This window comes from Flavobacterium aerium, assembly GCF_030766725.1.
Lineage (GTDB): Bacteria > Bacteroidota > Bacteroidia > Flavobacteriales > Flavobacteriaceae > Flavobacterium > Flavobacterium aerium.
On the sequence record NZ_JARQWR010000006.1, the window covers coordinates 197,307 to 210,404 of the forward strand.

At 31.5% G+C, this 13,098-nt stretch carries 15 protein-coding genes; 4 read left to right on the plus strand and 11 right to left on the minus strand.

The window, feature by feature from the left end:
• Window positions 1–22: 22 nt before the first annotated feature.
• Window positions 23–787 (minus strand): TIGR02757 family protein, encoded by a 765-nt coding sequence (locus tag P6733_RS10125; RefSeq protein WP_306352747.1) that lies wholly within the window; start codon window positions 785–787, stop codon window positions 23–25.
• A 15-nt stretch (window positions 788–802) separates the two neighbouring features.
• Window positions 803–1,465, minus strand: coding sequence for an ABC transporter ATP-binding protein (locus P6733_RS10130; protein ID WP_306352748.1), 663 nt, complete (start codon window positions 1,463–1,465; stop codon window positions 803–805).
• Between the two features lie 150 nt (window positions 1,466–1,615).
• Between P6733_RS10130 and msrA the strand changes: the two genes are divergently transcribed.
• The 3 genes from msrA to P6733_RS10145 all read left to right on the plus strand — a co-directional run bounded on the left by msrA (window position 1,616) and on the right by P6733_RS10145 (window position 4,327).
• The gene (gene msrA / locus P6733_RS10135) at window positions 1,616–2,266 is read left to right on the plus strand and encodes a peptide-methionine (S)-S-oxide reductase MsrA (RefSeq protein ID WP_306352749.1); all 651 of its coding nucleotides are present in this window, start codon (window positions 1,616–1,618) and stop codon (window positions 2,264–2,266) included.
• Between the two features lie 59 nt (window positions 2,267–2,325).
• Window positions 2,326–2,628: a hypothetical protein gene (locus tag P6733_RS10140; protein WP_306352750.1), complete on the plus strand. Its 303-nt coding sequence runs from the start codon at window positions 2,326–2,328 to the stop codon at window positions 2,626–2,628.
• A 400-nt stretch (window positions 2,629–3,028) separates the two neighbouring features.
• A complete protein-coding gene (locus P6733_RS10145) occupies window positions 3,029–4,327 on the plus strand; it encodes a hypothetical protein (RefSeq protein WP_306352751.1) in 1,299 nt (432 codons plus the stop codon).
• Window positions 4,328–4,538: 211 nt separating this feature from the next.
• Here the strand turns inward: P6733_RS10145 and P6733_RS10150 are convergent, their stop codons facing one another.
• The 8 genes from P6733_RS10150 to P6733_RS10185 form a co-directional block, all read right to left on the minus strand.
• On the minus strand, window positions 4,539–4,844 hold the full coding sequence (locus tag P6733_RS10150; protein ID WP_306352752.1) for a DUF6787 family protein: 306 nt from the start codon (window positions 4,842–4,844) through the stop codon (window positions 4,539–4,541).
• 30 nt (window positions 4,845–4,874) lie between these two features.
• Entirely contained in the window at window positions 4,875–5,303 is a 429-nt protein-coding gene (locus tag P6733_RS10155) for a DUF6146 family protein (RefSeq protein ID WP_306352753.1), read from the minus strand.
• Window positions 5,304–5,340: 37 nt separating this feature from the next.
• Window positions 5,341–6,483 (minus strand): hypothetical protein, encoded by a 1,143-nt coding sequence (locus P6733_RS10160; RefSeq protein ID WP_306352754.1) that lies wholly within the window; start codon window positions 6,481–6,483, stop codon window positions 5,341–5,343.
• Window positions 6,480–7,679: a C39 family peptidase gene (locus P6733_RS10165; protein ID WP_306352755.1), complete on the minus strand. Its 1,200-nt coding sequence runs from the start codon at window positions 7,677–7,679 to the stop codon at window positions 6,480–6,482. The genes P6733_RS10160 and P6733_RS10165 overlap by 4 nt, the downstream gene beginning before the upstream one ends.
• 219 nt (window positions 7,680–7,898) lie before the next feature.
• Window positions 7,899–8,492: a DUF937 domain-containing protein gene (locus tag P6733_RS10170; RefSeq protein ID WP_306352756.1), complete on the minus strand. Its 594-nt coding sequence runs from the start codon at window positions 8,490–8,492 to the stop codon at window positions 7,899–7,901.
• Window positions 8,493–8,591: 99 nt separating this feature from the next.
• Entirely contained in the window at window positions 8,592–9,557 is a 966-nt protein-coding gene (locus tag P6733_RS10175; protein WP_306352757.1) for a D-2-hydroxyacid dehydrogenase, read from the minus strand.
• Window positions 9,558–9,627: 70 nt separating this feature from the next.
• Window positions 9,628–10,698 carry a 3-phosphoserine/phosphohydroxythreonine transaminase gene (gene serC, locus P6733_RS10180; RefSeq protein WP_306352759.1) on the minus strand — a complete coding sequence of 357 codons (1,071 nt, stop codon included), beginning with the start codon at window positions 10,696–10,698 and terminating at the stop codon, window positions 9,628–9,630.
• Between the two features lie 87 nt (window positions 10,699–10,785).
• Window positions 10,786–11,847 (minus strand): acyl-CoA reductase, encoded by a 1,062-nt coding sequence (locus P6733_RS10185; RefSeq protein WP_306352760.1) that lies wholly within the window; start codon window positions 11,845–11,847, stop codon window positions 10,786–10,788.
• A 71-nt stretch (window positions 11,848–11,918) separates the two neighbouring features.
• On the opposite strand from P6733_RS10185, the gene P6733_RS10190 reads away from it, so the two are divergent.
• A complete protein-coding gene (locus P6733_RS10190; protein WP_306352761.1) occupies window positions 11,919–12,269 on the plus strand; it encodes a 4Fe-4S dicluster domain-containing protein in 351 nt (116 codons plus the stop codon).
• A gap of 81 nt (window positions 12,270–12,350) precedes the next feature.
• On the opposite strand, the gene P6733_RS10195 is transcribed toward P6733_RS10190, so the two are convergent.
• On the minus strand, window positions 12,351–12,896 hold the full coding sequence (locus P6733_RS10195) for a hypothetical protein (protein WP_306352762.1): 546 nt from the start codon (window positions 12,894–12,896) through the stop codon (window positions 12,351–12,353).
• Between the last annotated feature and the right edge of the window lie 202 nt (window positions 12,897–13,098).

Below are 13,098 nucleotides of genomic sequence, written 5' to 3' on the forward strand. Positions count from 1 at the left end.
TATTTTTCAAGGAATAATCAGATCAAAATTTTTCAAAAACCCCCAATCCGAATAATGCAAAATCATATTTTACAGGATCAGTAGGGTCTAAAGCGCGTAAGTTAGTATCCAATTCAAAAAGCGCCTTAGCATCATTTTGTTTTCGGGTCAGTAATTCCAATTTACGAGCTACATTTCCCGAATGGACATCTAATGGGCAAGACAATAGAGCCGGAGAAATATTTTCCCAAATCCCTAAGTCTACACCTGCATTATCTTTACGAACCATCCAACGCAAAAACATATTTATACGCTTGGCTGCAGAGCCATTTAATGGATCGGAAATGTGCTTTTGGGTACGGTTTTGATGCTCTATTTCAAAAAATACTTTTTTAAACTCATGTATGCTTTTCTGAAGACTATCCTTTTCTTGGTATTTTGTAAATACCGCTTCAAGTCCTCCATGATTTGTATAGATATTTTGTAATCCTTTGATGAAACTGTGAAAATCACCACCATTAAAGGTACGGTGTACAAATTGCGACAATCTTTCTTCCTGCTCGTCATTATGAGACATTACAAAATCATAAGGAGAATTACCCATTAAATTCATCATTTTATGGGAATTATTGATAATCATCTTACGATTTCCCCAAGCAATGGTTGCACTTAAAAAGCCAGCAATTTCAATATCTTCTTTGGTAGAAAACAAATGTGGAATCTGAACAGGATCACTCTCAATAAAATCTGGATTATTGTATAAAATCACTTTTTCATCCAAAAAGGATTTGAATTCAAGGGTATTCATTTTGTATTTGATTTATTAGGCATGGATTCTACCATCTACCATTACGAGTTTGCGGTCTGCCATATTAGCCAATTCTTCATTATGTGTTACAATAACAAAAGTTTGTCCCATTTCATCACGTAGCTTAAAAAATAATTGATGTAAGTTTTCTGCTGAGGTTGTATCCAGATTTCCAGAAGGCTCATCAGCAAAAATAATTGCAGGTTTATTAATTAAAGCACGAGCAACAGCAACACGTTGTTGTTCTCCGCCAGAAAGTTCCCCCGGCTTATGATTAATACGATGCGATAATCCTAGATATTCAAGCAAACGTTTCGCTTCAGTTTCTACTTCTTTTTCTGTTTTTCCTGCAATAAAAGCGGGAATACATACATTCTCCAATGCGGTGAACTCAGGTAACAACTGATGAAATTGAAAGATGAAACCCAAATGAGAATTTCTGAATTTGGATAATGTTTTATCATTCATTTTCAAAATATCCTCTCCATTGATGGTTAATGCAGTATCACCTTCAATAGTAGGTTGGTCTAATGTTCCTAAAATTTGTAATAAGGTAGTTTTACCAGCACCAGAAGCACCTACAATGGAAACAATTTCGCCTTTTTGAATGTGTAAATCCACTCCCTTAAGAACGTGTAATTGCTCGTAATATTTATGTATGTTTTTAACCTGTATCATCCGTAAAGCATTTTTACAAAGAAACAAAGATTTTGACGAATAATAAATCTATTAGCATGCATTCTTTCGTATATTGAATTATAAAGTTTAGTTAACTGACTTTATCGCTGTTTAATTATTAATTAAATTTGGTAAACAAAATAAGGAGTTATGAGAAAAATAATAGGTTTATCGCTAATCATGTTGACATTCTCCTGTCAATCTAAAGAAAAAGAAAGTAAAGAAATGGTAGAGAATCAATCAGAAACAGTAAGCAGTAATGCTAAAGATTATGAAGTAGCCACTTTTGCAGGAGGTTGTTTTTGGTGTACTGAGGCAGTCTTTTTACAATTAGAAGGCGTTCAAAAAGTAGTTTCAGGATATACGGGTGGAACAATAAAAAATCCTTCTTATAAGGAAATATCTACAGGTTCAACAGGACATGCTGAAGCTATAGAAATCACATTCGATCCTAAAGTTATTAAATACACTGATTTATTGGATATCTTTTTTGCAACACACGATCCTACTTCATTGAATCGCCAGGGAGCAGATGTAGGTACACAATACAGAAGTGAGATTTTTTATCATAGTGCCAAGCAAAAAGAAGAAGCAGAGGCAGCAATAAAAAGTATGGATGATCAGAATATTTTTGGAAAAAAGATTGTGACCAAATTATCTCCAGCTGTAGCTTTTTATAAAGCAGAAGATTACCATCAAAACTATTACAGCCAAAATTCAAATCAGCCGTATTGTCAGATGGTTATAAGTCCAAAGCTAGAAAAATTGAAAAAGAAGTTTCAAACGAAGCTTAAAAAATAAATTCTAATTATTTGGCATCAAAGTTGTTAATCTATTTTTAGTAAATAAAATTTTTGAAAATGGCAGAGCAAATTCAATTAGCAGCAGAAACAAAAACATCGGCAAAAACAACGAATTTATTTCTTGGATTGTTATTTGATGCGGTTGGTATGCTGTCTTATCTTATTCCTGGTGTAGCAGAAATTACAGATCTTGTATGGGCACCGATATCAGGTTTTATTTTAGCCCGAATGTATAAAGGTACAGTTGGTAAAGTAGGGGGTGCAATCTCATTTATTGAAGAACTCACACCTGGTTTGGATATTATCCCAACCTTTACATTAACTTGGATTTATACCTATTGGATTAAAAAAGAAAAATAGAGTATAATAAAATAAATTCTCAATAAATATACATCAAGGATTAAAAACAGATAAAACGGTTGTAAATAAAGACTTTACTGCCGTTTTTTTATGTTCTGATAATATTGTAAAAAGCAGTAATTAATAAAAGTAAGGTTACTGAAACGTTACTTTTAAAAACAAGAAAATAAACATTAAAGTATTGTTTTTTAGTTTTTTACATAGTTTTTCATGTTGTTTCTTAGCTCATATAGATTTAATTTTATCATTAAGAATTGTGAGTATGGAAGCGACAAAAAAATAAACCCTCACGTCAATTGCTTAAAGTCAACCATATTTAGTTATATTGGTGACATTTTATGAGGGCCATATACAAATTAGCGGTCATTGTACAGAAATAACGCACGAAAAACTAAATACGATGAAAAATCTACTGTTTTTGTTATTTACTTTTTGTCAAGTTGTTGTTTATGGACAATTCGACAGCCTAAAAATTCACAAACCTCACGGACCCGACTATTCAAAAACTATTTATCCAAAAGATGATGGACGAACTTACAATCAATATGTAGGGGAAACCATTGCTGGCTATACCCTTGTAGACGGTTGGAGAAAAGACACCATTAATGGAGGATTTAATAAGGAAATTTATAAGAATCCTTATGTTTCATCACAAGGCGAATATGTAGGCTTTAACAAAGAAAGTTATGACACAAATTTTGTGTTTTATAGGTATAGAGATGGAAAAAAATATTCAGGGAAAATTCTTGATACATTGGATATAAATTATACTCCTCCTGTGGCACGTGGTATGTTGTATGGTAAGCCATATTATGAAAGTAAAGGCATAAAAATAATTTTTCAAGCGGATTACGTTAATGGTTTAATTCAAGGAGTTGGTACTATATCTGTTTTAAGTTCAAAGGAATTAATTTCCCATTGTCATTTTGAAAACGGTGAAATTGTAGGAGAAACCGTAATTAGAGGAATTTACTCAAATAACATTTATAAGAAAAACTATGAAAAAGGAAATTCTAAGATTATAAGCCAAACAGAAACCGATAAAGATGGTAATAAGATTTCCCCTATTGATAATGTTGATAAATTCTCTTTCAAAGCAACATATCTGACACTTTTAGATCCATATAGATTTTTAGACCGAAAAGAAAAAGCGAAAGAAGTATATAGAAATAATACTAATCCAAATTTCCAAAATCCATTATTAATAGAACCTGTGGATTTAATTTTATATTATTTCTCCCATATTGGAATGCAAGAACCGCTAAAAAAATACAATACAAAGCATTTTGAAATAAGTGAATTTATATATGATGATTTAAAGGTTGTTTTCTATTCTTTTAATCAAAGTTTTCGCAAAAATTATGCTTGGGTTATCGAATGTTATGATAAGTTAGACAGATTAATTATTGTGAGGTATCAAAATGTTTATTTTAATGAAGTAAATAACTTAGATTATTCCGATTACATAAATTTTTATGGTATTGTAGGTTACGGAAATATTCTGACTACGTTTATGTACGATGACAATGGAAACATAATTAAAGCTTCAAAATACAAAGGGGTTTATGAGAACGATATTAATTTTATGTGTGATTATGATAGTGATGATTTTATGAAAAAAATATTATCTTATCCTTCTTTTAAGCCTATTTCTATTATCAATCCCAATGAGGTGAAAATTTCAGATAATAAGGATTAATTATTTGTATAAAAGTAGTTTGAACTATATTTGAGAGAAATGATTCTATTGTGCTTATTGGCAAATACACAAAATAATTTTAAAATTTCAGGGAAATTAAGCCGATTTGAAGAAAGCGGTTTCGTGAAAATGAAGAGACAAAATTGTTGCCTTAAAAATAGTAAATTTGAGTTGGATGGAACTTTTGAAGAAACTCCAAATACCTCTTTTTTTATGATTTGAATAAAAAACCAAGCCCCATACTACGGAGCATTTTCTTTTCAAATTCCCAGAAAAATTTAAATTGACCAAATATAAACCCAAAAAACACTAGTAATACCTGATAAGCAGGGAAGATAACGATTAATCGGATGGGCCAGTAAAGCCATAAAGTAAGATTATCTTTGGTAATCCCCATCCAATTGGTAACGGGTTTAGAGATATATGCTGCAGAAGAACCTGTAATTGCAAAGACGATAAAAATGATGACCAATTGAAAATTGGATTTTATTCCCCAACGTTGTTTTAATTTCTCCATAAATCTTTAAAAGAAACAAATATAGGTGATTTAAAATCGTGGAACAAAACCTGAAAGCCTTTGGTTGTACTTATTTTGGAAATAGACTAAATAATTATAAAGCATATAATTGACCTCATATCCGTAGTTAATTGAAAAGTCATAGTTAATCGGAAACTCATATAAACTTGCGCTGTAACGGAAAGGTTGATTTACTCTATTATTCCACTCATTGACCCACATTAAGTTCTTGTTTTCTAGATAATTTTGTGAGTGAAAATTTCGAGGTTTTGCAATCGAATTAATATAACTATTGAATCCAGAGTCCAAAATGATAATTTCATAGCCTATTTCATCATTAGCAATACGAATCGTATCCTTTGGAGCTGTTGGGTCATTTTTGGAAGCGATGGTAGAATGCGAAGAACCGCAACTTACCATAGCAAAAGTTAAACTGATTAATAATATATACTTTTTCATGACCTTGAAGTTAAAATTGAATAATGAAGTTCAAATACTATCGGAATTTAATTTCTCTTTTTATTGATTCGTCATAAGGGCAACCACATTGATTCAGAATGTTTTCAACATAGTTATTATAATCTTTATATCCTTCCCTCTCTAATACCTCCATAGCATAAGAGTATCTAGTGCTAGAAAATGGATTATTTAATTCTACTATAGGAAAATAAATATCCTGAAAGTCCTTGTAATCTTGAAATTGTTTATTACTCAAAACTTCTAATAATTCGTTCAGAACACTTACTCCATAAATACTAAAATCATAGTCGCCTTTAAATTTTATGACTTTATTTAAAGCTTCTTCATTCTCTTTTTTACTCTTTTCAATTAAATCTTTTGCATTTTTTTCATTCGAGAATTTTCCCATTTTATTTTGCAGAAAGAGAAAAGGATTGATTTTAACTCTTATCATATTACCCAGTTTAGTTTCTTGTTCCTCTGTGAAACTTAATGTTGCTAACTTTATTTGATTCATAAAAGTCTTTATCACTAAAGATGTGTCTTTTGGACAGTAGTACTCGTATTTATGATAATTGTTTTTATTAGATTCTTTTATTTTATCCAAATTAATTTCGGAACGTTTTTTATCAATAGATATATTTTCTTCATATTTCTCCATAGTACCATATTTTTGATTTACATAATCATAAACAGTATTGAATTGAATCTCTTTATCAATTAAATAGCTAAAAGCATTATCTGTTATCTTGAAATCTAGAAATATGCCTAAAGGAGAAAAACTATCAGTAAAATAGACAATTGAAAATTGTTTACTGTCATTTAGTAATTTTGTAATGGAAGTAATTTCTGGTCTATTTTCAAATAAACGAGAGTTTTTTCCATTGAGAAAAGTATATAAACGATCAACATAAAAAACCATATAATAGTTTTTATTTTGAACTAATTTTGGTTCTTTTTTTTCATCAAATTCAACCCTATAAACAGGCAAAATCAAAGCTTTCTTAAATAAATCTTCCTTATTGTTGATTGATTCAATCTTAGGAATAATTTTACTATTAACTTTAGAATCCTGATTGATATATTCATACATCATTTGCTTTTGATCTTCCGTTTGTGCAACAGAAACTCCTGCAAATTGTATTATAATCACTGTGAAAATTAATTTTAAATTCATCATTTAACGCCTGTTATTTGCCAAGATTGTAAGCTTAAATCAACATTAGTATATGGGATAATTTGATAACTACCTGGTACTGTATTGGCTATAGTAAATTGATTTGTTACACTGTTATATCCTACAATTGTTACCTCATGATATGGTATTGAATTTTCATCAACTATAGTTGTTAGAACAGGATAACCATTATCTATTGCAGAAGTCATCTGTTCAATTGTATTTACTCCACTCATATTAAATTGTTGTATTAAAAAAGATACTTGTTGATCATGCCCAAGTCCATCAAATAATGCCACAGCTTCTTGTAATTGGTTCATATTATGTGCTACAGCATATTCATTCATCATAAACTCAGGAGATTGTGTAGATCCAAAATAACTAGCCACAAAAGAAGCACTAGTGGGAACACATGCACCTCCATATTCCTGTTTTGGGACTGTAGTTGGCAAATTCTGTAAAAGTTTTTCAACTAAAGAATTACTATAATTATTTATTCCACTACCACCACCTGAACCACCGAAACCCCACCCTCCACTTTGCTGACCACCATTGCCATTATAGGTATTGTTTAATAATAAATATGGTATTAATGCATTAAAATTACCACCACCACCACCACCAACAGTAACTTCATCTAACCATCCTCCATCAATAGGTTTGTCTTTTCCAAAATAAATTGATTGTGTATTGTCTTTTGGAACTAAATAATGTGTAATCAAGCCTTTGTCTATTTTAAATCCATTAACATAATTACCTTTTAAATCAGTTACAATAATTCGTCCAGTGTAATGTTTGCTCCCCATACTTTCATCCCATTCCATACTAAAAACACGACTTATAACTTCTCCATCAACTTTAAAAATTATTACTCTGCTATAATATTCTGGATGAATAGTAAAAGCAGGGATTACTGTCATTTTTTCTTTTGAATCATTTATTGGTTCTTGTTTTGTGTAGTCTTGAAATACCGTTACATATTCGTTAGAGGAAGAAGTAGGTTCTCCTTTTAGTTCTTCTTTAGGTTTAAGTAACCCTATTTTATTTAAATAGGCTTTTGCTTCGTCAATACTAACAGAAGTAATAGAATTTTGATTTGCTATCTCATTTTTTTCTTGCTCGTTTGAACATGAAATAGTTATAATATTTATTAATAATAAAGTTAAAAATAGAATTGTAAATAAGGCTGATTTTTTCATTATGTTAATTTTTAAAATCCTTTATATGTTCCCAAATTAGTAATAAAAAAGAATATTTAATGAAAATTTACTGATTTATAGTGTTTAAATATAGTAGATTACGGTAAAGCCGTAGTTTGTATTAGGATAATGATTCTATCAATAGAAATACTATACGCTATTAAAGATACAAAAAAGACACCTCATTGAGGTGCCCTTTTTATTTTATGAAGTAGTTTTTTACTTATTGAATAATTTTCCCAATAACGATTTTCCCATATTCATTACATCATCTTTGATGTCACCATCACCGTTTTGATCTAGCATAGAAATGATGGAATTTGAACCACCCGATTTTCCTCCAAGTAAACCACCTAAAATACCATCTAAACCACTAGGGCTATCAACGTTATTTTCTTGTGTTTTCTTACCTAGATATCCCATCAGAATTGGAGCTGCCATTTTTAATATTTGAGAAACCTTATCAGAAGAAACACCTGTCTTTTCACTTACAGCATTTTCAACTAATCCTTGTTTTTCGCCTAAAATATGACCTAGTATACCATTTCCATCAGTATCATCTTGTGAATCACCACCTAGGAAACCAGATAAATTATCTAGAATACTTCCATCATGTTTGCCTTTCAATGCAGATAATAAACTTTCTGCTCCTCCAGGACTGGCCACGTTATTTTTCATTGCGCCCATTAATGCCGGTAACGCAGAGGTTAAAACAGAAGAGGTTTCTTGTGGATCCGTTCCTGCTTTTTGGCTTACGCCATCAATGATTTGTTTTCCTAAATCACTGTTTACTAAGTCTAATATTCCAGCCATAAATTTTGTTTTTATTAGTAAATTTAGAGAAAAAAGAGATTCAAAATGAATAAGTTAGCTTTTTTAATCTAAAAATAATACTACAGAATTAAGTTTGATTTATTTTGAAAGATCTATTTTTAATAAACTGATAATTTGTTCTGCAAGCTCAGTCCCAATTCGGTCCTGTGCTTCTTCTGTAGCAGCACCAATATGAGGTGTTAATGATATTTTTGGGTTCATCAATATTTGTACAGCAGGAGTCGGTTCTTCTTCAAATACATCCAAACCAGCAAATAGAACTTTACCACTATCTAATGCTTCTACTAAAGCAACTTCATTAATAATTCCACCACGAGCAGCATTAATAATTCCTACATTGTCCTTCATTAAAGCGATTTCTTCTGCATCAATAACATAACCTTCTTGTGAAGGAACATGTAATGTAATGAAATCAGCATGCTTGAAAACATCATCAATAGGCTCTGTAATGATTTCAACATTAATGAATTGACCATTGTAAAAATCAACTTTGATTTCAGCATTCCCAACAAATTTATCTGCTGCAATAACTTTCATTCCTAACCCCAAAGCAATTTTGGCAACTTCACGACCAATTCTTCCAAAACCAATAATACCTAACGTTTTACCACGTAATTCAATACCATTCGCATAAGCCTTTTTTAAGCTATTGAAGTTTGTATCACCTTCAAGAGGCATATTTCTATTAGAATCGTGTAAAAAACGAACCCCAGAGAATAAATGAGCAAATACCAATTCGGCAACAGATTCCGAAGAAGAAGCTGGAGTATTGATTACATGAATTCCTTTTTCTCTTGCATATTCCACATCAATGTTATCCATACCAACCCCACCGCGACCAATGATTTTCAGGCTAGGGCAATTGTCAATAATATCTTTTTGAACCTTTGTAGCGCTACGTACTAAAAGCACACTAATCTTATGCGTATTGACATAATTAGCCACCTGTTCTTGGGCTACTTTTGTTGTAATAACTTCAAATCCACCTTTTTCTAAAGCTTTAATACCACTTTTAGAAATTCCGTCATTTGCTAATACTTTCATTTTATATTCTTTGTTATGATTTGACTATTCAATTGTATTACAATTTATATAATGTCAATTGAGTGAAATGTTATACTTTCTGTTCTAATGCTTTCATGACATCTACCAATACTTGAACACTTTCAAGTGGCAACGCGTTGTACATGGAAGCTCTATATCCACCTACAGAACGATGACCATTAAGACCACTGATACCAGCTTCTTTCCAAAGAAAATCAAACAAAGACGTATGCGTTTCATCTTTCAGTAAGAATGTTGCATTCATTGTTGAGCGATCCTCAACATGAGCAGTACCTGTGAACAATGGATTTCGATCAATCTCTGTATACAATAAAGCCGCTTTGGCATTATTTATTTTCTCAATAGCAGGAATACCACCAAGATTCTTTAACCATTGTAAGGTAAGTAGAGAGGTGTAAATTGCAAATACAGCAGGTGTATTATACATACTCTCTTTATCAATATGTTGTTTGTAATCCAGAATTCCTGGAATACTTCTTCCTGTATTCCCTAAAATAGATTCCTTAACGACAATCAATGTTGTTCCGGCAGGACCCATATTTTTTTGAGCACCGGCATAGATTAAATCAAATTTTGAGAAATCCAATTGACGGGAGAATATATCAGAACTCATGTCACATACAATTGGGACATTCAGTTCTGGGAAACTTTTCATTTGTGTACCAAAAATGGTGTTATTACTTGTACAGTGAAAATAAGAAGCATCAGAAGGAACTTCATAATTCTTAGGGATATAATTATAATTGTCCGGTTTTGATGAACCTACAACAATTGTTTCTCCAAAAGCCTTCGCCTCTTTAATAGCGCCACTTGCCCATGTACCCGTATCTAAATAAGCCGCTTTACCATTTTCTTTCATTAAATTGTAGGGAACGCGTAAAAATTCAAGACTCGCTCCACCTTGTAGAAATAAAGCTTGGTATCCTTTTCCTTGTAAGCCCAATAACTCTAAGGCTAGCGATCGTACTTCCTCCATCACGGCAACAAAATCTTTGCTGCGGTGTGAAATCTCTAAAATAGATAAACCAGAGTTATTAAAATTAAGGACTGCTTGAGAAGCTTTTTCAAAAACTTCTTGGGGTAAAATGCAAGGTCCAGCGCTGTAGTTGTGTTTTTTCATTTGTGTTGTTGTATTGACCTAAAAAATTGAAATGTAAATTTCCTAAATTATACCGAAATAGACCGCTGAATATTGCTAATAATTCAATTATATTTTTGTTAAAAATGCAATTGTATCAACGTTATCTGCGTAATCCCATAAATTTGGTTTTTGTGTATGACCAAAAGGAATACTTTGAGCTATAAATCCATTACTCACAATACATTGTATTTGCTCACTTTCAGTAGTCAGACGCTCTGTTATAGCATCAGCCGAATCATAAAACTCATAAAAAATACTCGAGATAGGAGAGGCATAGCTTGCATCTTCCTTAATAGTTAAGAAACCATTGTCTAATAATTTGTAATTGCTCATTAGAAAAACGGCTTTGTTGTAATCGTAATTATTAGCATATTTTTCATAATGGATTACATCCTGATATTCAAAAATAGCTTCAAAAAAGTTTTTGAAATCATAGCCCTTAGGAACAAATAATTTAGAGACATTACGACACCCTAAACCAAAATAACGGAAAATGTCTTCCCCTAAGGCGATAAGATCTTCTTTGGATTCCGAACCATTCAATACTGCAACAGAATTTCTGTTTTTTCGAATAATGGCAGGTTTATCTTTAAAGTAATATTCGAAATAACGAGCTGTATTATTACTTCCAGTAGCTATTACAGCATCAAAATTTTCAAGCTTCCCTTTTGTAAAAGTGATGTAATCAGCCATTTTTGGTTCTACAGCAATAATGTATTTTGCTAAGAATGGTAATAAATGTTGATCATTAGAAGAAGTTTTAACCAATGCTTTGTGACCGGAAATCAATACAGATATAAAATCATGAAACCCTACTAATGGAATGTTTCCCGCTAATATAAGTCCTACCGTTTTGGGTTGTATTACATCAGAAATAGTATACTTTGATAACCACTCATTGATGTTACTTTCAGTAAGTGCTTCAGCCCAAGATTGGAGAGCAAAATAAACCTGCTCTTGCGTATACCAACCATTGTGAGATTGTGACAATTCAATCAAGGCAATGAAATCCTCATAAAAGGGATCATTGTGCAAAACAGCTGGGTTCTTAACATTATTATCTAATGAAAACTGGCTTAAAAATTCACCTAAATGAATGAAAATAGATTTTTTTTGTGCTAAGGTCATATTGATTTGCTTATGAATTGTTTTGGACGTAATTTTGTGCAAATTTAAGGTTTATAAAATAAAAATTAGCTATGGCAATCATAATAACAGACGAATGTATAAATTGTGGCGCTTGCGAGCCAGAATGCCCCAATACAGCTATCTATGAAGGGGCTGATGATTGGAGATATAAAGATGGGACGAAGCTAAGTGGCAAAATCGTTCTTCCAAATGGTGAAGAAGTTGATGCTAATGATGCCCAAACTCCTATATCTGATGATGTTTACTATATTGTTCCAGGTAAATGTACAGAATGTAAAGGGTTTCATGACGAACCTCAATGTGCGGCAGTATGTCCAGTAGATTGTTGTGTTCCTGATGATAATCATGTAGAAAGTGAAGAGCTATTGTTGAACAGACAAGCTTTTTTACACGGAGAATAAATTGTAGATTTTCTATACATAAAAAAAACCTCAAGATGATTCTTGAGGTTTTTTGTTTTGAGGCAATTATTTTATTCTGCTTTATTGTGGCATAAAAGTGTAGGTTTCTACTTTTATACCATCTGATTTTTCATCATACGTTTCCAATAAGAAATTTCCATTTCCATCAAAATATCCAAAAGAAGTAGTACCGTTTTTAGCTTTGTAAATCCAGTTGTTATTCGATGTTTTTCTTAATACACCCAATTTTCCTGCTTCTGGAGTAGAAACGATATATCCATTTTGATCCGCTTCAAAGGCATATTTTTTGCCATTCAGCATATAATAATCAAACTTATTTACTTTACGCTCTACAGTTTGTCCATTCGCTACCACTGTGGTAGTTTTAGTTACTTCTACAGGTGTTTTTTGCATATCACGATCACTTTTTTTGTTTGGTGATATGGTTTTGTCTTTTAACTGTAGGCTCTGTACTTGATCTATTTCTTCCGTTTTGATGATGGTTTCCGGTGTTCCATTATTCACTTTTAGAATTGTTGTCTTAGTTTCTTTCTGAACATTTTTGTTTTGGGCACTTAATCCAATCGTAAGAAACAGTGTAAGAATACTTAGGGCGATCTTTTTCATAACAATTATTTTAAAGGTTAGTCTAGTAAATTTAACTAAAAAATGTTAAAATAACTATTAACATAATCTTAAATAAAAATAAAATTTACCCGAATTTGTCACAAATCAAGTTTTACATTGTTTTTTGAAGGTATTAAATTTTTTGAAACCAAAAGCTTATATTTGCAGCCTGAAAAAATAGGAATTAAAAAGAATAATTAAC

What these genes read in the sequence shown, in the direction of transcription:
- P6733_RS10185 (WP_306352760.1), bottom strand. Translation starts at nt 11,847, where the DNA reads ATGACCTTAGCACAAAAAAAATCTATTTTCATTCATTTAGGTGAATTT.
- P6733_RS10155 (WP_306352753.1), bottom strand. Translation starts at nt 5,303, where the DNA reads ATGAAAAAGTATATATTATTAATCAGTTTAACTTTTGCTATGGTAAGT.
- P6733_RS10160 (WP_306352754.1), bottom strand. Translation starts at nt 6,483, where the DNA reads ATGATGAATTTAAAATTAATTTTCACAGTGATTATAATACAATTTGCA.
- serC (WP_306352759.1), bottom strand. Translation starts at nt 10,698, where the DNA reads ATGAAAAAACACAACTACAGCGCTGGACCTTGCATTTTACCCCAAGAA.
- P6733_RS10130 (WP_306352748.1), bottom strand. Translation starts at nt 1,465, where the DNA reads ATGATACAGGTTAAAAACATACATAAATATTACGAGCAATTACACGTT.
- P6733_RS10195 (WP_306352762.1), bottom strand. Translation starts at nt 12,896, where the DNA reads ATGAAAAAGATCGCCCTAAGTATTCTTACACTGTTTCTTACGATTGGA.
- P6733_RS10165 (WP_306352755.1), bottom strand. Translation starts at nt 7,679, where the DNA reads ATGAAAAAATCAGCCTTATTTACAATTCTATTTTTAACTTTATTATTA.
- P6733_RS10175 (WP_306352757.1), bottom strand. Translation starts at nt 9,557, where the DNA reads ATGAAAGTATTAGCAAATGACGGAATTTCTAAAAGTGGTATTAAAGCT.
- P6733_RS10190 (WP_306352761.1), top strand. Translation starts at nt 11,919, where the DNA reads ATGGCAATCATAATAACAGACGAATGTATAAATTGTGGCGCTTGCGAG.
- P6733_RS10150 (WP_306352752.1), bottom strand. Translation starts at nt 4,844, where the DNA reads ATGGAGAAATTAAAACAACGTTGGGGAATAAAATCCAATTTTCAATTG.
- P6733_RS10125 (WP_306352747.1), bottom strand. Translation starts at nt 787, where the DNA reads ATGAATACCCTTGAATTCAAATCCTTTTTGGATGAAAAAGTGATTTTA.
- P6733_RS10145 (WP_306352751.1), top strand. Translation starts at nt 3,029, where the DNA reads ATGAAAAATCTACTGTTTTTGTTATTTACTTTTTGTCAAGTTGTTGTT.
- P6733_RS10170 (WP_306352756.1), bottom strand. Translation starts at nt 8,492, where the DNA reads ATGGCTGGAATATTAGACTTAGTAAACAGTGATTTAGGAAAACAAATC.
- P6733_RS10140 (WP_306352750.1), top strand. Translation starts at nt 2,326, where the DNA reads ATGGCAGAGCAAATTCAATTAGCAGCAGAAACAAAAACATCGGCAAAA.
- msrA (WP_306352749.1), top strand. Translation starts at nt 1,616, where the DNA reads ATGAGAAAAATAATAGGTTTATCGCTAATCATGTTGACATTCTCCTGT.